Raw genomic sequence first — 18,898 nt, 5'->3', positions numbered from 1 at the left:
AGCGACACATAAGAATCTTACTTCTTCATCTTGTCGTAATCGAACTTCGGCGCCGCGGTCAGGGCCTCCTTGTTCGTGTCGACATAGGCTTTCCAGGTGCCGTTGTCGTCAGCGATAGCCATGGACGCCGGATCGATAACGACGTAGCTGCTGCCGAGACCGAGGAAACCGCCAACGCTCGCGATCACGCCGATGACCGACTTGCCATTGCCGATCACAACGTCGGAAATTTCACCGACTTCCTCATTTTCCTTGTTGTAAATGTTCATGCCGACCAGCTTGGAGGTCACGAGATCCGTGTCCTTGATCTCAACATACTTGAGCGGCATGGTTGCTGCCTTACCCATAGTGAGGCCGGGACCAACCATAGTTGCGTCGGCACCAGATGCGGCCGGCTGCTCAGCAGCGGGGGCTGCCGGTGCAGCTGGCTGCTGCGCATAGGCAGCCGTGCCCATCATCGCTACGGTCATGGCGGCGGCAATCATGTTCTTCATGAGTATTTCCTCGTATGCATCTGTTATCACGACGTTTCGTGTCGGCCAGATAACGAGGTCGAGCGATATTGGTTCCCCACAAAATGGCAAAGAAAAATCCCGCCGAAGCGGGGTTCATCTTTACCAAGTCTGTCGGCCATACCAGTCGTCAACGTCTTTCTTGGTCCGGTCTTTTTCATAACCGTAACGCCTTTGGATCTTGCCCTCGAGCTGGTCACGCTGGCCGGCGATGACATCGAGGTCGTCGTCGAAAAGCGCCGCGTTGAGACCGAGGTAGATTGCCAGGTCATGCGTATGGAGCAGTTCTACACGCCATAAAAAAGGCCGGCACGATCGCTCGCCCGGCCTCGTATAGAAATGGTTTCGCTTCTGGCTTAGTAGCTTGCTGCGCGGTCGACGCGCCTGCCAGCACTCTGAGTAGCGTCAACGGTATTTGCAGTGTCCTGCCCCATGCCGCGAATTGTGTTGCCGCACGACGCCAAGGCTGCTGCGACGAAAGTCATCGCGAGCAAAGTGGTCAAAGTTTTCTTCATGGAAATGTCCTCTCTCCGGATGTTCACTATCACCACATAGTGCTCGTTTCCGCGACGGCCATCCCTCTAAGCCGCCCGCACAAACACTGCCGTCTCCCGCCTGATCGGGTCACGCTCCTCCTTCTCGACTAAAGCGCCTTCCTTGATGAGCGCGCGCACAAGACCGCTGACACGCTTCTTCGAGGGCTCGTCCTCCAGGTCCAACCCAAGCGAGAACGCCACGGCTACCCCTACCCAGTTCTTCGCCTTAGGCGACTTCTTGTAGTCGGCGTTGGCGACGGCCGTGACGATCGCCGCCCGCTGCTCGTCGCTGATGCCGCCAGCGACCTCTTCTGCACTGGGCCACCTCCATTCCGTCACCACCGGCGCAAAGTCCTGCGGCTTGGTCATCCCTCGCCCGTTACCCAAAGGCACGCTCGCCAGGTGCCGCCACTCGGCACGATGCGACAGCGGCGTCAGGTTGGACTTGCCATAGGTCGTGTAGAAATAGCCGAACCGCTCAGCAGAAGGCACGCCAGCCTCTGCAGCCTGCTCTTCCGACATCCGATTGAGCACGCGCACCGAGCGAGCCGCGCCGATCAGCGATACAGCGCCTCGTGCGTCTTCGACCGTAGCCTCACGGTCCGCCACCTTTCGCAGGTGATGGACGATGTCGATGCTGCAGTTCGTGTAATCGGCAATCTGCGCCCAGAGTTTAGCGACCTTGTCGATGGCGCCGTTGTCGTTTTCGTTGACGCCGTGGGTCGAGACGAACGGGTCCACGATCATGACATCGATGCCATACCGCTCAATCTGCTCAACCACCGCTTCTACGATCGGCTGCTGGATGCGAACGCCGGCCTTCTTGTCTTCGATGGCGACGACAAGCTCCTGCTCACGGCCGCTGTCGAGAAACAGATGCCCCTCAAGGTCTTCCGGCTTGAGATTGTAATGGATGCAAGCCGCCATGATGCGCCGCTCCAACTCGTCGCGCGGATCTTCGGCGTTGAATATCCACGTCCGCAGGCGCTGTGGCGGCTTAACGCCAAGCAATGCCCTGCCCGAGACCATGGCCAATGATTCTGCGATGCTGGCTGACGTCTTGCCAAGGCCGCCCGGGCTGACAGTGACCGAGACGTACTTCCGGATGAAGTGCGTGCCATAGGCAAACTCGCGCCGGGGCAGCGTGGATGGGTCGATCCACTTGAACGCTGTCGCGACGATGCCGCCAGCGGGCTGCTGAGGCTGGTTGTCGTTAGCCGGCGCTTCGGGCTCGTCCGGGTCCGTGATAGGCTCGCTGATCACGTCCAGCTCGGCCTTGGCTTCAAGTGCCCTCGCCTTCTCCAGCCCGCGCTGAATCATGCGCGTCATGTCGACTAGGCGTGTGTTGTCCTGCTGCGGCTCTGGAATGTGCCGCGGCTGCATGATGCCAGCTTTTAGGCCGTTCTCGATCGTCTTGCAGCAACGCGACCAGTCCCTGCCCCATCCGCGCGCCACGTCCTGCAACAAGGCGCGTGCCTCGGACTCGGACAAAGCACCAGCGCCGACGAACGTGCCAAGCGCGAAAGCGGTGTCGTTGAGCATGTTGTTACGGTTGCCCATTGGCGCGCTTGCAAGGTCAGCAAGCTCTTGGTCGACCGCCGCATCAACATAAGCGTTATTCGTTGAGGACGATGCCGAATAATGGCTGTGCGTCGGGGCGGACTTTGGCAACAGCAGATCCAGCAGCCAGCCAGGCGCGTCCGCAATCTCCCGCGTGTCTCCGACCCAGCTGTACTGCCTACCATTGGACATTGTGCTGCCAGCTGCGAGGACGTAGCCGCCCTCGGACCGGATGTCGACGCCAGCACCGAGAGCGCCGCGGTTGCGAGTGCCCGCGACGTACTTGAAATAGATGTGCAGCCCGCCGTTGGGGCTGGTCACGCGCGCGGTGTCTGGCAACGGGCCGTGCTCCGCTTCCATGTCGTCTAGCCAGTCGAATCCATTGGCGCCGCCTGGTTTGTTGTCGATGTCGAGAACGAAGAAACCTGTTCTCGTACCAGTCGGCAGGCCGACCGCAGCATCCGGCCAGTCTTCCCACCATCTCGCGATGTTACGCGCAAACTGCGTTGCTCCCTTGAAGCCGTTCGTCGTGAAAGGCGTTTTTTCCCCAAGCGTGATGATTTCGCCGGTGGTGCTTTCGGCGTGCTCTTCCGCATGAGAACGGCAAGGGAACACGGGAAGGCCCTGGGCTGCGTATTGTTGCGCTAGTGCAAGCGGAAGCACTTTGTTTCCTTCCATATCTGTGGCATGTGATTTTGCCAGTAAAACCGGGGGCAAAAGTGTCTGAGCAGCCATCGAACAGAACCATTGCTGTAATTGCTGCGCTAGGCACGATAGCCACCGCAGCATTCACTTACAGGTCTTCGGTCTACACAGCTGACGTTGCGGATCAGACGCAAGGCATTGTGACGCAGGTCCAAACTGAGTCTTCAGAAAGGATCGCGCTGATGACAAAGCACAAGGAGGACCGACAAGCAGATATCGAGCTTGTAAAATTGGCCCTCAATATGCTCAGCGGCGGATCCGGTAAGAACACCACGGCGAGCAGGCTTTTTGCTATCGAGATGCTGCAAAAGTATTCGGGTGTGACGATCGACAAGGCTGTCGCTGATAAGTGGGCAGAGGATGGGGACATCAAGTTCGGCTCCATGGCGCAGGCTTTGAGCAACATCGGAACGGACGATATATTCAACCCTCCCAGCGTGGCCGAGATACTCCGTCGACAAGGCACATCTCCCGAAGAATTCAGAAAAATGATGGGCTCTTCCCCACTGCCTGATCCGGATAAAAACTAAAACGGCGCCTCCCCTTTCCGGATTACTTCCCGCAGCTTGTCAGCGCAGCCCTTCCAGATCGCGCCGCAGAACATGAGCACCTGCTCCTCGCTCCATTCAGCAAGGTCACTGCCAAACTCGTCGACCAGCGGCCCAGCGGCTTCCATCCCACCAAGGCGCGCCTCAAGCTCGTAGGGATCGAACCGGCGAACACGCTTGATCTGTTCGAGGATAAGCACGCACTCCTGACAAAGGAACCGTGGCTCCTTCGCATCGCCGATGCCGACGCCCGTGGCAGCGCGGCCGCAGCAGTTGCAGACCGCAGGCGCGCCGCCGACCATTGTTGGTTGGAAGGTCATGCTGCCGCCGCCTTCCTTATCCATGCCAGCACACGCAGCGCCGGATAGCTCTTGATGCGTCGACCGTCTTCCTTCACCTGCAGCAGATACCCACGCGGGAAACCCTGCGGCGGCTTGAAACCGCGCGGCGTGACGAGGTTCACGCAAGCCCTGTTCTCAGGCAGGCCAAACTCAACAGCACCCGCAAGGCTGTCTTTGCAAGCGGCCTCCATCTCGGCCGGGCTCATGCTGCCACCCCGAACAGATCACCTTCCCGATTGTCATTGGCGACGCGTATCACTGGGGCTTGCTCCGATTTGTCCGCTGCGCCGATTGCCCACGCGATACGAGATGACGCAATCGGCATGTATTCTTCCTCGCGCTCGCATCCCACGAACCGAAAACCTTCAAGGACAGCCGCTTTACCCGTCGATCCGGAGCCCATGAAAGGGTCGAGAACTACACCATTGGGCGGCGTGATGAGGCGGCAGAGCCACTGCATAAGGGTGATCGGTTTGACGGTCGGATGTGTATTTGCTCGAGGCTCCGGCTTATATTCGGCATCACGTCGGGTGATGTGTTGGCCCGAGGTGTTTGAAACCATGCCGCCTGTTTTCTTCGGCAGGTGCTCAAGGCCGGCGTCCCGATCGGCCCGACTTGCCTTTGCGCAGTAGAAGAACCGCGCGGCTGAGGTGTCGGCCTCCACGCGAGCCAACGCCTGCCGAGCGGCAGGCATATCGCCAAAGATACCTTTGCTCTTGCGGTCTTTCGACTGACCGTTCAGGTCTCCCTGCTGACCCTTCGCATCTGGGAAAGCAGAGCGTACCTCGTCGCTGCCGTCGTGCAGGATGTTTGCTGGCCAGCGGCCGGCAGGATTACCGCCTCTGGTACCAGGCTTCAATGAGAAGCTAGTGCCACCCACGTCATTGTATCTGCGGTCTGCACTTGCCTCGCCTTCACGGTAGTACGACCACAACTTTCCGGCACCGGCGCTCAACGCTTCTTCCGTCGCAACGCGGCACTTATCAACATTGATCGCACCGACGCCCCACTCCTCAAGGTTTGCCGCCACGGTACCGGCCAGAGGCTTGCGCGCGAGGCAGATTGGTTCCCATGCTGGCTTGAGCGCAGTGCCCCAACCCTCCCAATCACCGGTCTGATTATGTGATTTTGGGAAACCCGATCCATAAACCCAGCCAAGCTGGTCACGTATCTCGAAGCCCGCATCTTCGATGGCTACGGCCATCCGATGATAGGTACGTGTGCCCCCAAAGGCTGCCACATGGCCGCCCGGTTTAAGAACGCGCAACACTTCCACCCAGAACTCATCGCTAAACGCGACTTCACCTGTGTCCCACTGCTTGCCCATGAACCCAGCCGCGCCGCGACCATAAACGTCCTTGGCCGGCGCCGCGCCCGGTTTTCCGAAGCGTTTCTGGATCGACACCAACGCATACGGCGGGTCTGTGACCACACTGTCGATCGAGTTGTCGCCCAAACTGCGCAAGGCGTCGCGGCAGTCGGCCTGATGCAGCACGACTCTTCCGTCGTGCATCGTCGTGCTCGTCATATTCTCTCCTCTGTGGTGAAACCAGCGCGTTGGTTGCGCGCGTCAACTTGTTATGTTATAACTTCGATCTCGATGGAGGAATCGATGAAGAAACCCACCAAGACTGTAGAAGAACTCAAGGCGATGATCCGCCGAGAGGCCGGGCGAGATATGACCGTGACGATCAAAAGCCGGCCTGACGGCGGATGGGTATTTGCGACCGGCCACTGGATGCCTGACGGTGGTTCCGCTGCCCTAGCTCACGCGGCTGGCCACGCCTTAATGGCGAGATACGACATCAAGCCGAATTAGACCGCAGCAGGTTGGAGGCTGCGAGACGAAGGCCTGCTGCACTTGCGCCATGGTGAGAGGCTGCCGTCGCAGCCTTGGCCCTGATGTCCGCACCAACGCGCGGATCATCCTTTGCGACCTCGCTGCACGAAGCTGCTTGCTTGTCGTGCTACTCGGCGGCGAGATAGTAGGCCTCCGCCTTCTTCTGTTTCTCAGCTGCCACCATTGCGATGATGCGGGCAGCTTGAACCGCTGCGCTGCCATGGGCGATCATGATGGTCTTGGTCATACAGCAACCAACTCGCGCAACTTCATCATAGCCGCGGTTTGATTGTCGACGCCGAGCAATTTCCAAACCTGATTGAGGGATCCGGCGCTGACCTGAGCCGCGATGCTGTCGGAGGAGTAACCTTTCGCCCAATGAGGCCGCATAGCCTCCAAGGCTTCGATTTTCGCCTCCGCCTCGCGCAGACGGTCAACCAACAGTGGCTCTCCTGAAAGTTCTTCGACGGCCTTAGCTGCATCCTCCTCGTCGAAGGTAAAAACGTCAGGCATACCTGCAAAAAGCCGCAGGCGCTCGACGCCTGTCAGCGGTCGGGTCCTGTAGTCCATCACCGCGCCACCTTGTCTTCGACGATAGAGAACCCCTCGATCGAACGCACGCCCTTGCGAACCTGCTCCTCTGCCAGAGACAGCGCCATCGCCATGAACTCGCCCGGCGCATGCTCGAACGCCCAGTCCAGCGCCTTGGCATCGTCGGCGATGTTCACGTTCCACACCGACCGCAAACCCAATCCGGTGGTCGCGGCTTTATCCGCACGCTTCGCACCGCGCTCCAGCTTCTTCGCGTCGGCCAGCAGCTCCTCGGCCTCCTCGCGGGCGGAAAGGTTGCCGGACGACGAGCGGATGGCATCCTCGGCAGCCTTTGTAGCCGCCGCTGCCTCGGCAGCTTTCTTTGCTGCCTCGGCGGCCTTTTCATCGGCAACCTTCTTGCGCCATGGAGTCAGCAGCGACTGGCAGGCGTCCTTGCCGAGCACGACCTTGCCCTTGCCTGCCTTGGTGTTGCCAATCAGCGGGTGGAACTTCGCCTGGATCGCAGCGACCTTGTCGTCGAGAGGTTTCTTTTCGGCAACACGCAGCGCCTCAGCGCGTGTACCGCACTCGTGGATGCGGTCGTGCAACTCGGTGATGGCTGTGGCCATCTCATCCGAGTCGATCGGCTCACCGTCGCAAAAGTTTTTGGCCTCATCGAATAGGTCGTCGAGCTCCGTCTTGAGCGCGTCGAACGGGGTTTGGTTGTCATTGGCCGGCTCGTCGTCAAGCGGCGGGCCACCGTTATGGCCGGTGGCAATTGCGAATGGATCGAAGGCTGCGGATTCCGCCTGTCTTCTGTTCATCTGTGTCTCCTCTTGTGGTGATTTGGTTCGCGCTGGTGAGGCGCTTTCATGATGGCGATAACGGCGGTCGCAAATTCCGCCGTCAACCGTCAGAACGGAATATTTCATCTCGCTGGTGGCCGGGGCGCGGTTCATGCACGTCCCCATTGCGCGGCCGCCGCGCGGCGGCTTATCTGGGTAGAGGGCAAGAACCTGGAGCAAGAGTATGAATTTTCGAAAGCATTTCGACGACTGGGGTTGGGCAGTCGCGCTGGGCATCATCGCATTGATTTTTCTCCGCCTGCTTTTCGGCAGAGAACCGTTTTGCGGTCCGGAAGAACACTGCTTTCGGGAGTGGGTGTCTGCAACAGGTAGCTGGGCCGCGATACCTGCGGCCATCATAACGGTGTGGTATCTGTCCAAGCAGGTTTCGACCGCGGAACGACATCACCGCAATCTTATCTTGCTGCAGTCGTCTCACAATTTGCAGGTTGCCATCGCTGTCCGCAACGGGTCCAGAAACATAAGTAAGGCGATATCCCAACTCACAGAGAACGCTTCGACCCTTGGACCGACTTCCTTCCCGAATGTCGCCAAATCTCTGATCACGCAGATTGCCCTGGCCTACCGCGCGGATAGTTGGGATCACTTCGCGAGCTTGACGATAATCCGCAGTCGCCTCAACCTCACCGAAATACGGGCTATAGTTTCGGAGTTGGTCAAAGATGACTTCAGTTCGATCGACCCGCGCACTTTCGATAGCTCACCGCTCGGTGACGCTCTTATGCAAATTGTGGACTTCAATCGATCCATGACGGAAGCCGCTGATAACTTTATCAACCTCGTCAACGACGTGCTTGGGACGAATGCAAGCTCTCATCACTGAAACCCCTCCTAGATCACGCTAAGGATTGCGCTGATTTCCGACTGCACGATCTACCATTTCAAAACGGAATATCCTCCTCATCCATCCACGCCGGGCGCGGTCGGTTGTCATTCGCCGGCGGCTCGTCGTTGTCGTTCGCCGCATAGTTCTCGCCGGCGGCGTGTTCGACCACATCCCAATATTTGCCGCGCGGCTGGACGGTGATCACCGCTGTCTCCTTCAGTTCGCTCTGCCGTTCCAGCCACTCCATCACTTCGCGGGGGAAAGGGCGGTTGCCACCGTGCGCCAGCCAAAAACGATCCGCCTTCGTCTTTGCAAAGCCGGAGTGCTGAGGGCAAACCCACTCGTTGATGGCTGTCATGCCAGACATGAATGTTATCTTTACCGACGGCGGCTTGTCGCCCTTCCCTTCATGGAAGCGGAACGTCCGGCTGGTGACGGTTCGCGATTCCGGTTCGGCCATGGTCATGATCGGCACGTCGGCGGCCGTCGCGGCGATCTTCGGGCTATCATCGATGTCGAACTCAAAACCGCAACAGGAGCAGATGCGAGCCGAGGCGTGCAGCTTCTCACCGCAACCTGGCGAGCCGTTCTTGTCGAAACCGTCCTGCGGGCAAATCTTCATAGGAGCTTCGCCGTCGCCGCTGCCTGGCTCCTTTGGTTCAACCATGTCGACGGGACCGTGCTTGTCGACGAGACCGGCGAAGTCCAGCACAAGGCAGGACGGCTTCGGCCCGGCGGCAATTGCAGCCCGGCGCTCGTCAGGCGTGTCCAACGCCATGCCAGGCGCGTAGAGCACTCGCGTCCCTCGCCCCATCATCTGCAGGTATAGCGATGCGGACAACGTCGGCCGCAGGGCCGCGATGAGATCCACGCCCTTGTGATTAAAGCCGGTGGTCAGCACGCTGTTGTTTGTGAGGGCGCGGATCCGGTAGGCCTTGAAGTCTTCGATGATCCGGCGACGCTCTTCCTTCGGCGTGTCGCCAGTGATCATTTCGCAACTGATGCCGCGTGACCGGATCTCGTCGCGAACGTGCTCAGCATGCTCGACGCCAGAGCAGAAGCAAAGCCAAGACCGTTTGTCCGCGCCCTTCGCGACGATCTCATCAACGGCGGCCTGCGTGACATCCGGCTTGTCGACGGCAGCCTGCATGGCCGACTGCTTATAGTCCGCGCCTAAGCGGCCCACGCCCTTCATGCTGAGCTCAGTGGCAGTATGCTTTGACGATAGCGGCGCGAGATAGCCGTCGCGCACCCCATCGGCGATGCCGTAGGTGTAGACGACCCGGTCGAACATCCGGTCCTCGCCTTCATCTAGTCGGCCGCTATCCAGTCGAAACGGCGTCGCTGTGAGGCCAACGATCTTGAGGTCGGGATTGACTTCCCGCATCATCCGGAAGAACTGGCCGTACTGGGTGTCGCTATTTTTCGGGATCAGATGGCACTCATCGACGAGCACGACATCGATCGGGCGGTCATAAACCTTCTCGCCGTCCACAAGGCGCGCCCCACAAATCAGGTCAGCCTTATTCCAGACTGTCTGGATGCCGGCAAAGATGATCTGGCTTCGCGCGTCGCGACGATTTAGCCCCGCCGAGAATATCCCAGCCGGGGCCTGCTTCCAGACGCCGAGCAGCTCGAGGAAATTCTGCTCGATAAGCTCTGCGACATGTGTCACGACCATGATGCGCATATCCGGCCAGCCTTCTACGAGCTGGCGGATGACTGTCGCCATAACCATGCTTTTGCCGGTACCGGTCGCGAGGTCGATTAGCGGATTGCCGGCCTCCTCGCCCCAGTAGTCGAATAGCGCCTCGACGGCCTCTTCCTGATAATATCGCAGCCCCATCAAGCGGCACTCCGCTGCATCGCTGCACAGAATGCCATCCTGGCCGCTTCCTCGCGCTGGCGGACGCGCTCCTTGCTCACGCCGAGATCGCCGCCGATTACCTTCAGCTCAATGCCCATGGCGCGCCGAAGTAGCAGGTCGCCGTCTTTAATCATGCTGAGCACGCGGATTGCGTCAGAGAAGTCTGCCTCGGCTTCCTGCGTCGCTGGCGTCCGCATCTGCGACACTGTGCGAGCGAATGCATCCGGGTCATTGTCGTTGGCAGGCGTGAGAGATGTTGTCGGCGCCGATCGGCATTGACTGCGGGCGGCGGCTCTCATGCCGCTGTGGGTGTTGAGTAGCTTGTACTGTGCCCAGGTTCTGAACGTTTCAACACGGCAATTGCCGGCACAGCGCAGCATGCGCAGCACCGTCTCGTGTAGAAGCACTTCGCCATCCTCCCGAGTGCCGGCCATATAGTTGGCCTGCTTGCGAAGCTGAGGCAGGTACGCTTCAAGCGCGGCATCGAAGCCGGCCGGCCGTTTCAATGAAGGGCGGTTATCGTTCGCCGGGGTCATGATGGTCTCCTCTGTGGTGGTGTCAGGCTGCGACGTTGGTAGCGCCGTCAGTCCAAAGATCGCCGTTGGTAAGGCGGTAGGTGATGGTCTCAGCCTCTTCATCGACGTCGATCTGTTCGCCGGGCACCAAGGCTGGAATGGTCAGGTGCGTCGGGCATCCCTCTTTTTGTTCATCGAATGAGATCGGCTTCGCCCACCGGGCGCATGACCAGTGGCCATCGCCGCCCATCTCAGGCGTCGAGTGGATACATGACCGGCAGGTCACGCGGGGCCACGCCGACTGTTTGCAGACAGGCTTGTGTTTGCAGAACAAGCATTCGAACCACTCTGGATCCTCGCTGATACGAGACGGCGGCTCTGGCGCGTTGATGATCCGCTCAAGGCGTGCCAGCAGCTGCATGCAAAACTCTGGATCGTAAATGAGCCGCTCGGCGTAAAGCGTATCGTCATCCTTGCAGCTGACGAGATACAGGCATCGTGACAGGCCGAAAGCGTGCATGCCCAGCTGACACTGGCCGTAGTGGAGCGGTTTCGCCTTCTCGCAGCCATCCTTAACGATCAGCTTCATGCCCTTCGTGTTGCTCGACTTGAACTCCAGCAAGTGCTCGGTCTTCGGCGCTTCGACTATGCCTATGGCCTTGCCGTCGCACTTGCCACGGACATGGCTTCCAACCAGGCGAATCCGATCCTGCTGGCCATAGACGTCAACGCCGATCGCTTCGAGGTCGGCCACGAGGCGGTCTTCCTCAATGTTACCAGTGGCGAAAAGGCGCAGCTGCCGGCCGTGATGCTTTTCCAACGGCGATGCCCAGCGAAACGCATACCAAAGCTGTCGATCGCAAGGTGCGTTTGCCTCGCCGACCGAGATGCCGAGGCTGTCCCAAGAGTTCGCGGCAGCCTCATAGGCGGCGTATATGGCGCGAACTGTTGATGATTCAGATTTGGGTAGTGGGGCCATTATGCCCCACCCCCACTTGAGAACAACGGCGTTGAAGCAAGTGCCGATTGAAAGCCGCGCTGATCTGTAGTGCGGACGTATGTCGTCCACACTTCCTCGCCATCGCGCGTGACCGGATGCATCTCCGCCACACTGAAATCGACGTCGTCCATCTCGTCGGCGTCGAGCGAGAAATCATCCCGATCAACTTTTGCCTCGAAAATGGCTTCTGCCTCAGCAAGCGATTCTGCGTCAATGACTTCCGTTGTGCGGCCTTGGAACCGGTAATCGACCATGAACCTCGCCATCGGCTAAACCCGCATGGGCATCAAGACGCCGTCCCAGCCATCAAGCCCACCGGTGATGATCGCGGGTGAGCCGCCGTCTGCAGCGTTGATTGTGACCGGTCCGGCGGGCAGCACATTGAACAGGTCACGGACGTACTGGCTGTTGAAGCCGATGACGAAAGGCTCGCCGCTGTACTCGGCCGCCACCTCATCCTCTGCGGCGCCCGCGTCAGAGCGTGCGGCAAGAGCGATCGAACCTGGCGCAACGCTCAGCTTTACAGCTCGGCCACGCTCGCTGCTGACAGTGACGACGCGGTCAGATGCCCGCATCATTTCGTCACGATCAACCACGATGGTCTTGTCGTTGTTCTGAGGGATGACGCGACGATAGTCCGGGAACGTGCCGTCGATCAGCTTCGAAACCATCACGAATCCTGCCGATTCGATGCGAATCTTCGTGTCCGAGACCGATACCTTCGCCGAACCCTTCGGCAGCAAGCCGACTGTTTTTCGCGGAACGATGATGCCGGCAAAGGCGGGCAGTTCAGGGCCGCGGTTGCGGGCAAGGCGGTGCCCGTCGGTTGCGACGGCTACTGAACGCTCGCCCTCCTCACTGTGGAAGAAAACGCCGTTCAGGTAATAGCGGGTCTCCTCCGTCGAAATGGCGAACGACACAGGTGCGAACAGCGCAGCGAGGTCGATCTCGAATTCGGCAGAATAAGTGCCGAAGGCGAGATCTGGATAGTCGGATGCCGGCAAAGTTTCGAGCGTAAAGCGCGAACGGCCCGACTTGACGCTCAGGCGACCATCTTTCAGATCGAGCGAGATGTCATCTGCGCCGGCTTTGCGGACGATATCGCCAAGAAGCTTAGCGCTCACGGTGACGCGGCCCGTCTCAGTGATCGCCGCCTCGGCGCTGGCAGTAGCTTGGATGTCGAGATCCGTGCCGGTCAGGCGAAGGCGGTCACCCTCAGCTTCCAGCAGGATGTTGGACAGGATCGGGATGGTTGTTCTGGATTCGATGACCTTGCCAACGGCGCCAACGACGCGCGCGAGCTCGGTGCGGCTGGTTTTCAGCTGCATGGTTGTCTCCTCTGATGTGGTGATTGCCGCACGGTGGTGAGCCGTGCGGCGGGTTGGTTAGGCGGCAAACGAGAATGGAGATTTGCGCGACGGAGGCTCATAGCCAACGGGATAACCGTCATCATCGAAACGGGCTTCGTCGAGATCCCCCCAATCCTTGCCGTTGAGGGCGGAGATCTTCATGTGGAGACCGCGCGCCGAGCCAGGCTGCTCCTCGTTGTCGTTCGCGATGAACTTTTCCTTCCCGTCCTCATCGACGGAAAGAGCCTCAATCGCAGCATCAAGAGAGAACTCTTGATGTTCACCGGCCAGCACCACCTTTTCGCCGTAAGCGCCGCCGATCTGATCCTTCAACTCCTCCCACGTATCGATCTTCACCTTTCTGCTGGCGAGGGCGATCTTGAGGATGTCGCCCTTGCCGATGGTATAGCCGCGCGTCTGGTACTTCAGGACGCGCGTGGCCGACGCAAGCGGGAAACGTGTGCCGGGATGGAAGCGCAGGAAGCGCTGCGAGTTGTGCTTCAGGAAATCATCGTGAAAGACGAACTCGCCAGTGTCGAAATCCAGCGCGCCCATGACGACGGTAAAGTCGAAGGCCGAAAAGATGTCCTGCGCCGTCGGGAAGAAGTCGAAGTGCATGAACTGGATCGGCGCGCCGCCGTGATCGCTGAACGTCACTGCTCGCTTGGTTGCCGCAACACACCACCAGCCCTCGTCATACGCCTGCGCTACCGCGTACTCGAAAGCCTCGCGGCTCTTGAAGTAGACGTCAATGTCGTTGATATCCTTGCCGGTAAAGACGCTGGTAACCGCGCCACCTGCCACGAATGCGCCGTCGATACGATCGCACTTCTCTCTGATTTTCGCGGCTTCCGCCGTGTAGTTGGTCATCGTCTCTCCTCTGTGGTGGCAGCGGGCCGTTGGTCGCGGCCCGCTATTCGGTGGTTACTTATTGCCCCAAGGACGGCGAGCGGCCGGCTTGGCATCGGCTTGTGCCGCCTGACGGTTGTCGTTCGAAGCCGCAGGCTGACGACGATTGTCGTTCGCAGCCACCGGGGCGGCGTCAACCTTCGGCTCGGGCAGGTTGCCCTCGTCGGGGTAGAAGTATTTCTTCAGCTCGTTGCGCGCCGCGTACTTCGGCGAGCCGTCAGCGTTCTTGTCCTTGCTGTCCTTGCCCATGCCGATGCGGGCAAAGAAGGAGATGAAGTGCAGCTCGTCGGAATCCTCCGGCGCGTCCTGCATGCCGAGGGAGCGGAGAAGGCAGGCAAACTGGCGCTGGCCGATTTCCTGCACCTGCGAATTGGGATGCTGCAGGTTGTAGTTCGAGAAGATCTTGCGGCCCTTGAGCTCTTCCGGCGCGAGGACGTCGATCGTCACGCTGAGGTTGATGCTGTGGTCGCGGCTCCCCTCGTTCTTCTCCTTGATCTCGGAGGCGCTGATTTCCAGCTGGTAGTCGCCGTTCGGCAAGTTCGAGAAATCGCGCTGCTGCGTGTTCTCTTCGGTGGCTTCAACTCTTACGCCAATCTTGGCCATGCTTAGTCTCCTTCTGTGGTGTGGTGTCAGGCGAAGTAGCGGTAAGGGCCGCTACCGTAGGGGCTGGTGACGTGCTCGCGATGCACCGTCTCAAGCCAAGCGATGCGCTTGCCGCTGGACGTGCGGACAAGAACCGGGAACCAGGCAAACCAATTGCCGCCGAGAAACATCAGGACCTCCTTAGATAAGCCGCCCTTGTTCTCGGGCGAAGTCGATTGGGTGCTTTGCTGCCTTCCTCAGATTGCATGGCGGACAAAGCACTTGGAGGTTCTGTTTTCCGTTCGAACCTCCGCGCGATAGCGGCATGACGTGGTCGACATGCCGCTCTGTTTTGTTTCGCACCGACGAGCCGCATTCTGCGCAGCGGTACTTCTGACGCCGCAGAATGTCTGCGACGTCTTTTGCTGTGTGAGTGTCAGGAGATCCCCGACGCAGTGCCCGGCGATTCCGATCCGACACGAGCCTGATCTCATGTGCCCGTTCCGGATTTGCCTCTATCCATCTGCGGGCTCGCCTTACGTTGTTGGCAGATACCTCTGGTTTGGCATTTGACCTACGGGCATACTCTCGCTTGAGTTCCGGATTCTTGGCTGTCCACTTCCTAAGGCTTGCCAACCTGCTTTCGCGCTCCCTATCGGGATTTGACGCTGCCCATTCCCTTCGATGCTGACGCTGGCAGTCTGTACACTGTCCGGTGCTGGCGTATCGGCGAGCGACGTGACCCCGTTTGCACGGAAGTCCGGTGAAGTAGTGTCGAATACCAGCCTCCCTAGCCGCTTCCTTCGTGCTAGGAAGGTTGTCGCCCGCCGAGTCCACTAATGGACGCCACTCGGTGCAGGGAAGTGCTTCGACAGCTCCGTGAAGCCCTGACCTTTTTTGTAAGGAAGGACATCAGGCATATTGAACCTGTTCTTCGCCACGAATCCCGCACCCTCAACCAGATGGATCTGGCGTTCTTTGCCGCCCTCGGCGTGCGAGACCTTTACCTGCCGCGCGACTTCCTTCTCCTTGATGGAGACACGATAGTTGGCGAAAGCGACGATGTCGGATTTCTCGCGGACGAGCGCATTGGCGCGCTTGTGGAGCTTGATGGTGTAGCGGCTGTATGGGTCCGTCACCGGGCTGTCGAAGCGAACAATCTCCGGGTGTGCCAGCATCACGACACAAATTCCTCGCTTTGCCAGAGCCGAGACGGCCGACATAAGCTCGTTCCATTCGGTATCGGTCTCGGTATAGCCGCGTCCGTATCCAGGCTCCTCAATGGTTGCGACGCCGATGCGCTGGCAGGTGGCGCGCCAGACGAGCGGCTCGAGGCCGTCGAGGCTGTCTAGGATGACGGTCTTGCGGTCATGCTCCTCGGTGAGAAGCTCACCAAAGATGTCGAGCAGCTCGTCGAAACTCTCGATCGTGCCGGGCGTGACGAGGTCGACGTCCGACGGCGGGCGCTCGCCTTCGGTCGCTAGATAGATCGGGTCGGGGAATTCAGCGGCAAGGCTGGTTTTGCCGATGCCATCGACGCCGTAGAGCAGGATCACCGGAGGATCGTCTCTTTTCGTCGATTTCAGGGATGAAAGGCTGATAGCCATGGTTTCTCCGATGTGGTGGGTGCTGTGCGGCTGGTGGTGGCCAGCCGCATTGGGTTAGGCGATGATCCAGCAGATCAGGACGAAAGCGGCTGCCACGCAGAGCGTCGGCATCCAGCTAAATGGCGAGCCCATCAGACCAGCACCACGCCGAGCAGGACGCCGATGATCAGCGCTCCGAAGACGAGGGAGTAGCCGACGAGGCGAGAAGGTCGGTCAGGGATATCGATGCCGGCGCCGAGCGGCGCGCTGATCGGCACGTAATCGAGCGGCGTGCCGGTGACGGGCGGACCGCCCCATGGTGACTTGGTCATGCTGCCACCCGAAGATGAGCAAAGGTGCGCTCACGCAGTGCACGCTTGCGTTCGCCTCGCGTGGTGCCGTCAGCGCGACGGACCGGCTCCTTGGACGGGACGCGCCAGCCTTTGCCGGAGGCAAGGATCGACATCAGGTGCTTGCGGCGGTCGAAGTGCGCGCGGTCGGTCGATGGCAGACCGAGCTTGGCGTCGTTGACGTATTCGCGCGCGGCGAGCTTGTTGAAAACGTTGCTCATGCTGCCACCTGCTTCTTCGGCGAGCGGTGGTAGCTGACCGGTGCATTCGACACGAAAGTGCCATTCACCTTGACGGCTGTGGCGCGCGCATCAGCCTGCTGGGCAGCCGTGCGATACGGCTTGCGGTTGGTCATATCCAGCTTGCCGGTTCGGGTCAGGCTGGTAGCGTAGGGATTGGTCGTTGAGCGATGTCTGGACATAGGTCTCCTCTCGCCGTGCGGTGGTGAGCCGCACGGCCTTGCTGTGGTGATGGTGGTGGGTTGGTTTAGGCGGCCGTCGTGAGCCAGTGCTCGACGGCATCCTTGGCGCCCTTGAGCGTCAGGTCATTGGCGGCCCGCAGCTCTTTGATCGCACTGATCTTGTTGCCGGCGACGGCCTGGCGCTGCCATTCGTGCTTATAGACCGGTGCGGCCTGCTGGGCACTCGAGGTCAGGACGAAGACGCCGAACTCCTTGCCCTTGTAGACACCGGCAAGACGGGCCGCTTCCTTGCCAGCCTTGGCTTCGTCGGCATGGACGTGCGGGGTGGACGACGGCTTAGGCTGGCCGTTTTCGATGAGGGCGACGATGGCGGGGGTGGTGGCAGGCTTCGTTGTAACTAACCAGAATTCCTCATCCGGCAGTTTGTAGCTGACCGGCGCCATCCCATTGCCGGGATCCAGCCAAAGCCTGTCCGACGTGATTTGTGTCACGAGATATCCCTTCGGGCTGTAACTCTGCCAGTCCGTTTTATTCACGCGATCGCCGACTTCGAACTTCGGCTTCGTGATCTGAACCGTGACGGACTTGCCAATCAGACTGGCGATGCCGCCGTTGTCATTGCTGGCCGGCTCGTCGACCCATTCGGCAACGAGGTCAGCCTCATCCGAGCGGCCAGCTACTGTCGAGAAGGTGCCATCTGCGCGCCACGCCTTGCCGCAGGAGGCGACGAACGGATGCTCAACCGACCACAGCCAATCTGGTCCGTAGCAACATTGCGCCTTCACAATCGGCCCGACCTTCCGGCCATCGCGCGTCTTGTAGAACTTGCCGGCTTCGATGGTGAGGGCGGCGGGAGCCGGATCGGCAGGTCGCAGTGTCGATTCGGGCATGAAGAAGAAGCTGCGGCCTTCCTTGTTGCTAAGGCCGATATTGCTGCCGGTGTTTTTTTCCGAAACACTGGTCACAACAAGTGCACCATTGATGATATCGCCTTCGGAACGTCGGAAATGATGGTTCCAATGCCGCTCGATATTGACGCGTGTGGTCATATTGGTGGTCACCCGATCACCGACCTTTGGCACCCACGGCTCATACTTGTCGGCGATGCCGCGCTGGCCGTTCGTGAAGAGCAGCTCTGCGCCGCAGGTCGAAATCTCGACTGCAGAAACCTGACCGACAAAACCGGCCTCATGGATCCCAGCAGCAGTGTGCAGCGAACTGCCCTTGGTTCTGCGGACGTACTGACCTTTTTCAAACTTCCCCATGTTACGCAGCTCCTTCTGTGGTGGTGTTGGCATCCAGCGCACGCGGCTTGGTGAAGTCCACGTGGATGACGTTGTCGCTTGTCTCCGGCTGTTCGGCGGCCGCCGGCGGATTGAACTCCGGATCATGTTCGATCTCGACGAAGTGCCACCAGATGGTGCTGGCGCCGTCAGCAAGGCGGACAAGATACTCGTCACACCAGTTGCGCTCGCCAATGATCTGGCCGGAAAGGTTGGGATTTTGGATCGAGCGAACTCTGTCGCCGAACTCGAAAACCTCGCAATCGCACTGGCTGCTCATGCTGCCACCTGCAGCGGCGATGGGCCATCGATAGTCGGAATACGCCGCAGCGTGACCGGCATCATGCCCGAGGTCGTCGAGCAGCCGCCATTGCGTGCGGACATGCGAGTGGTGCGATCAGGATGGTTGTCATTTGCCGGCGCCTGGCGCGTCGGCTTGCGGCCGTTAATGGCCTCGATGATTGTGGTCTTGCCGTAGCCGAGGGCATCGGCGATCTTCTGGAAGCTGTTTCCGGCCTCTTTCATTTCGATAATCTGGCCGAGGGTTTCGTCGTCGATGACGCGCGGTCTTCCGACCGGCACAGCGTTGATTGCTGTCTTGCTCATGTATTCTCCTCTGTATGAAGACCCCGGTGGTGTCAGGGTGTTGCGAACCTGTTGGTCGCAAATTCGATTGGCAAGCGGATTGTTGACATTACGCCGTAGCAGGCATATTTGTTTGCACGAGCCTGCGGCAACGTAGTCTCCTCTGTGGACTGAAGGAGGGTGTGG

28 protein-coding genes and 1 pseudogene are annotated in these 18,898 nt (G+C 59.7%); 4 read left to right on the top strand and 25 right to left on the bottom strand.

Translation table 11 applies throughout. The features are described 5' to 3' along the window. Positions 1–17 precede the first annotated feature (17 nt). Positions 18–494 carry a PRC-barrel domain-containing protein gene (locus tag AAIH70_RS11605; RefSeq protein WP_132272382.1) on the bottom strand — a complete coding sequence of 159 codons (477 nt, stop codon included), beginning with the start codon at positions 492–494 and terminating at the stop codon, positions 18–20. A 120-nt stretch (positions 495–614) separates the two neighbouring features. Continuing rightward, positions 615–749 (bottom strand): annotated as a pseudogene (locus AAIH70_RS11600) (CsbD family protein); the annotation flags it as partial. On the opposite strand from AAIH70_RS11600, the gene AAIH70_RS11595 reads away from it, so the two are divergent. Beyond that, positions 687–812 carry a hypothetical protein gene (locus tag AAIH70_RS11595; RefSeq protein ID WP_430034131.1) on the top strand — a complete coding sequence of 42 codons (126 nt, stop codon included), beginning with the start codon at positions 687–689 and terminating at the stop codon, positions 810–812. The pseudogene AAIH70_RS11600 and the gene AAIH70_RS11595 sit on opposite strands and share 63 nt — an antisense overlap. Before the next feature lie 56 nt (positions 813–868). Here AAIH70_RS11595 and AAIH70_RS11590 read toward each other — a convergent pair whose 3' ends face one another. Together AAIH70_RS11590 and AAIH70_RS11585 are read right to left on the bottom strand one after the other, a co-directional pair. After that, a complete protein-coding gene (locus tag AAIH70_RS11590; RefSeq protein ID WP_235937895.1) occupies positions 869–997 on the bottom strand; it encodes an entericidin in 129 nt (42 codons plus the stop codon). Positions 998–1,093: 96 nt separating this feature from the next. Continuing rightward, a complete protein-coding gene (locus AAIH70_RS11585) occupies positions 1,094–3,343 on the bottom strand; it encodes a bifunctional DNA primase/polymerase (RefSeq protein ID WP_430034129.1) in 2,250 nt (749 codons plus the stop codon). Positions 3,344–3,495: 152 nt separating this feature from the next. On the opposite strand from AAIH70_RS11585, the gene AAIH70_RS11580 reads away from it, so the two are divergent. Further along, complete coding sequence (locus AAIH70_RS11580; protein ID WP_430034128.1) at positions 3,496–3,843, top strand: hypothetical protein; 348 nt, start codon at positions 3,496–3,498, stop codon at positions 3,841–3,843. On the opposite strand, the gene AAIH70_RS11575 is transcribed toward AAIH70_RS11580, so the two are convergent. Genes AAIH70_RS11575 through AAIH70_RS11565 form a run of 3 tightly spaced genes read right to left on the bottom strand, consistent with a single transcriptional unit; the run spans position 3,840 to position 5,730 of the window. Beyond that, positions 3,840–4,205, bottom strand: a complete 366-nt coding sequence (locus tag AAIH70_RS11575; protein ID WP_430034126.1) for a DUF6511 domain-containing protein — start codon at positions 4,203–4,205, stop codon at positions 3,840–3,842. The genes AAIH70_RS11580 and AAIH70_RS11575 overlap by 4 nt on opposite strands. Further along, complete coding sequence (locus AAIH70_RS11570; RefSeq protein ID WP_430034124.1) at positions 4,178–4,408, bottom strand: hypothetical protein; 231 nt, start codon at positions 4,406–4,408, stop codon at positions 4,178–4,180. Before AAIH70_RS11570 ends, AAIH70_RS11575 begins: the two co-directional genes overlap by 28 nt. Next, on the bottom strand, positions 4,405–5,730 hold the full coding sequence (locus AAIH70_RS11565; protein ID WP_430034122.1) for a DNA-methyltransferase: 1,326 nt from the start codon (positions 5,728–5,730) through the stop codon (positions 4,405–4,407). Before AAIH70_RS11565 ends, AAIH70_RS11570 begins: the two co-directional genes overlap by 4 nt. An 84-nt stretch (positions 5,731–5,814) precedes the next feature. Here AAIH70_RS11565 and AAIH70_RS11560 point away from each other — a divergent pair, with 84 nt between their 5' ends. Beyond that, positions 5,815–6,021 (top strand): hypothetical protein, encoded by a 207-nt coding sequence (locus AAIH70_RS11560; RefSeq protein ID WP_430034120.1) that lies wholly within the window; start codon positions 5,815–5,817, stop codon positions 6,019–6,021. Positions 6,022–6,285: 264 nt separating this feature from the next. Here AAIH70_RS11560 and AAIH70_RS11555 read toward each other — a convergent pair whose 3' ends face one another. Together AAIH70_RS11555 and AAIH70_RS11550 are read right to left on the bottom strand one after the other, a co-directional pair. Next, positions 6,286–6,612, bottom strand: a complete 327-nt coding sequence (locus AAIH70_RS11555) for a hypothetical protein (RefSeq protein ID WP_430034118.1) — start codon at positions 6,610–6,612, stop codon at positions 6,286–6,288. Next, on the bottom strand, positions 6,612–7,598 hold the full coding sequence (locus tag AAIH70_RS11550; RefSeq protein WP_430034117.1) for a hypothetical protein: 987 nt from the start codon (positions 7,596–7,598) through the stop codon (positions 6,612–6,614). Before AAIH70_RS11550 ends, AAIH70_RS11555 begins: the two co-directional genes overlap by 1 nt. Before the next feature lie 4 nt (positions 7,599–7,602). Here AAIH70_RS11550 and AAIH70_RS11545 point away from each other — a divergent pair, with 4 nt between their 5' ends. Then, positions 7,603–8,262, top strand: a complete 660-nt coding sequence (locus tag AAIH70_RS11545; RefSeq protein ID WP_430034115.1) for a hypothetical protein — start codon at positions 7,603–7,605, stop codon at positions 8,260–8,262. 58 nt (positions 8,263–8,320) lie between these two features. Here the strand turns inward: AAIH70_RS11545 and AAIH70_RS11540 are convergent, their stop codons facing one another. The 16 genes from AAIH70_RS11540 to AAIH70_RS11465 form a co-directional block, all read right to left on the bottom strand. After that, positions 8,321–10,111: a DEAD/DEAH box helicase family protein gene (locus AAIH70_RS11540; RefSeq protein WP_430034218.1), complete on the bottom strand. Its 1,791-nt coding sequence runs from the start codon at positions 10,109–10,111 to the stop codon at positions 8,321–8,323. Beyond that, positions 10,111–10,668, bottom strand: a complete 558-nt coding sequence (locus tag AAIH70_RS11535) for a sigma-70 family RNA polymerase sigma factor (protein ID WP_430034113.1) — start codon at positions 10,666–10,668, stop codon at positions 10,111–10,113. The genes AAIH70_RS11540 and AAIH70_RS11535 overlap by 1 nt, the downstream gene beginning before the upstream one ends. A 22-nt stretch (positions 10,669–10,690) precedes the next feature. Beyond that, the gene (locus tag AAIH70_RS11530; protein ID WP_430034111.1) at positions 10,691–11,626 is read right to left on the bottom strand and encodes an oxidoreductase; all 936 of its coding nucleotides are present in this window, start codon (positions 11,624–11,626) and stop codon (positions 10,691–10,693) included. Continuing rightward, the gene (locus tag AAIH70_RS11525; RefSeq protein WP_430034109.1) at positions 11,626–11,901 is read right to left on the bottom strand and encodes a hypothetical protein; all 276 of its coding nucleotides are present in this window, start codon (positions 11,899–11,901) and stop codon (positions 11,626–11,628) included. Before AAIH70_RS11525 ends, AAIH70_RS11530 begins: the two co-directional genes overlap by 1 nt. 15 nt (positions 11,902–11,916) lie before the next feature. After that, positions 11,917–12,975 (bottom strand): DNA polymerase III subunit beta, encoded by a 1,059-nt coding sequence (gene dnaN, locus AAIH70_RS11520; protein ID WP_430034107.1) that lies wholly within the window; start codon positions 12,973–12,975, stop codon positions 11,917–11,919. A 57-nt stretch (positions 12,976–13,032) separates the two neighbouring features. Next, the gene (locus AAIH70_RS11515; protein WP_430034105.1) at positions 13,033–13,866 is read right to left on the bottom strand and encodes a hypothetical protein; all 834 of its coding nucleotides are present in this window, start codon (positions 13,864–13,866) and stop codon (positions 13,033–13,035) included. A gap of 54 nt (positions 13,867–13,920) precedes the next feature. Then, positions 13,921–14,508 (bottom strand): DUF669 domain-containing protein, encoded by a 588-nt coding sequence (locus AAIH70_RS11510; RefSeq protein WP_430034103.1) that lies wholly within the window; start codon positions 14,506–14,508, stop codon positions 13,921–13,923. A gap of 26 nt (positions 14,509–14,534) precedes the next feature. Continuing rightward, positions 14,535–14,678, bottom strand: coding sequence for a hypothetical protein (locus AAIH70_RS11505; protein ID WP_430034101.1), 144 nt, complete (start codon positions 14,676–14,678; stop codon positions 14,535–14,537). A gap of 10 nt (positions 14,679–14,688) precedes the next feature. Beyond that, positions 14,689–14,967 (bottom strand): HNH endonuclease, encoded by a 279-nt coding sequence (locus AAIH70_RS11500; RefSeq protein ID WP_430034099.1) that lies wholly within the window; start codon positions 14,965–14,967, stop codon positions 14,689–14,691. A gap of 356 nt (positions 14,968–15,323) precedes the next feature. Beyond that, on the bottom strand, positions 15,324–16,094 hold the full coding sequence (locus AAIH70_RS11495) for an ATP-binding protein (RefSeq protein ID WP_430034097.1): 771 nt from the start codon (positions 16,092–16,094) through the stop codon (positions 15,324–15,326). A 131-nt stretch (positions 16,095–16,225) separates the two neighbouring features. Continuing rightward, positions 16,226–16,405 (bottom strand): hypothetical protein, encoded by a 180-nt coding sequence (locus tag AAIH70_RS11490; RefSeq protein WP_430034095.1) that lies wholly within the window; start codon positions 16,403–16,405, stop codon positions 16,226–16,228. Further along, complete coding sequence (locus AAIH70_RS11485) at positions 16,402–16,644, bottom strand: hypothetical protein (protein WP_430034093.1); 243 nt, start codon at positions 16,642–16,644, stop codon at positions 16,402–16,404. Before AAIH70_RS11485 ends, AAIH70_RS11490 begins: the two co-directional genes overlap by 4 nt. Further along, complete coding sequence (locus tag AAIH70_RS11480; RefSeq protein WP_430034091.1) at positions 16,641–16,844, bottom strand: hypothetical protein; 204 nt, start codon at positions 16,842–16,844, stop codon at positions 16,641–16,643. Before AAIH70_RS11480 ends, AAIH70_RS11485 begins: the two co-directional genes overlap by 4 nt. A gap of 65 nt (positions 16,845–16,909) precedes the next feature. Next, on the bottom strand, positions 16,910–18,151 hold the full coding sequence (locus AAIH70_RS11475; RefSeq protein ID WP_430034089.1) for a hypothetical protein: 1,242 nt from the start codon (positions 18,149–18,151) through the stop codon (positions 16,910–16,912). Then, positions 18,111–18,407, bottom strand: coding sequence for a hypothetical protein (locus tag AAIH70_RS11470; protein ID WP_430034087.1), 297 nt, complete (start codon positions 18,405–18,407; stop codon positions 18,111–18,113). The genes AAIH70_RS11475 and AAIH70_RS11470 overlap by 41 nt, the downstream gene beginning before the upstream one ends. Continuing rightward, a complete protein-coding gene (locus AAIH70_RS11465; RefSeq protein ID WP_430034085.1) occupies positions 18,404–18,733 on the bottom strand; it encodes a hypothetical protein in 330 nt (109 codons plus the stop codon). Before AAIH70_RS11465 ends, AAIH70_RS11470 begins: the two co-directional genes overlap by 4 nt. Between the last annotated feature and the right edge of the window lie 165 nt (positions 18,734–18,898).

The organism is Neorhizobium sp. BT27B (assembly GCF_050455485.1).
In the GTDB taxonomy this organism is placed as follows: Bacteria; Pseudomonadota; Alphaproteobacteria; order Rhizobiales; family Rhizobiaceae; genus Neorhizobium.
This window is presented reverse-complemented; position numbering and strand designations above follow the sequence as displayed.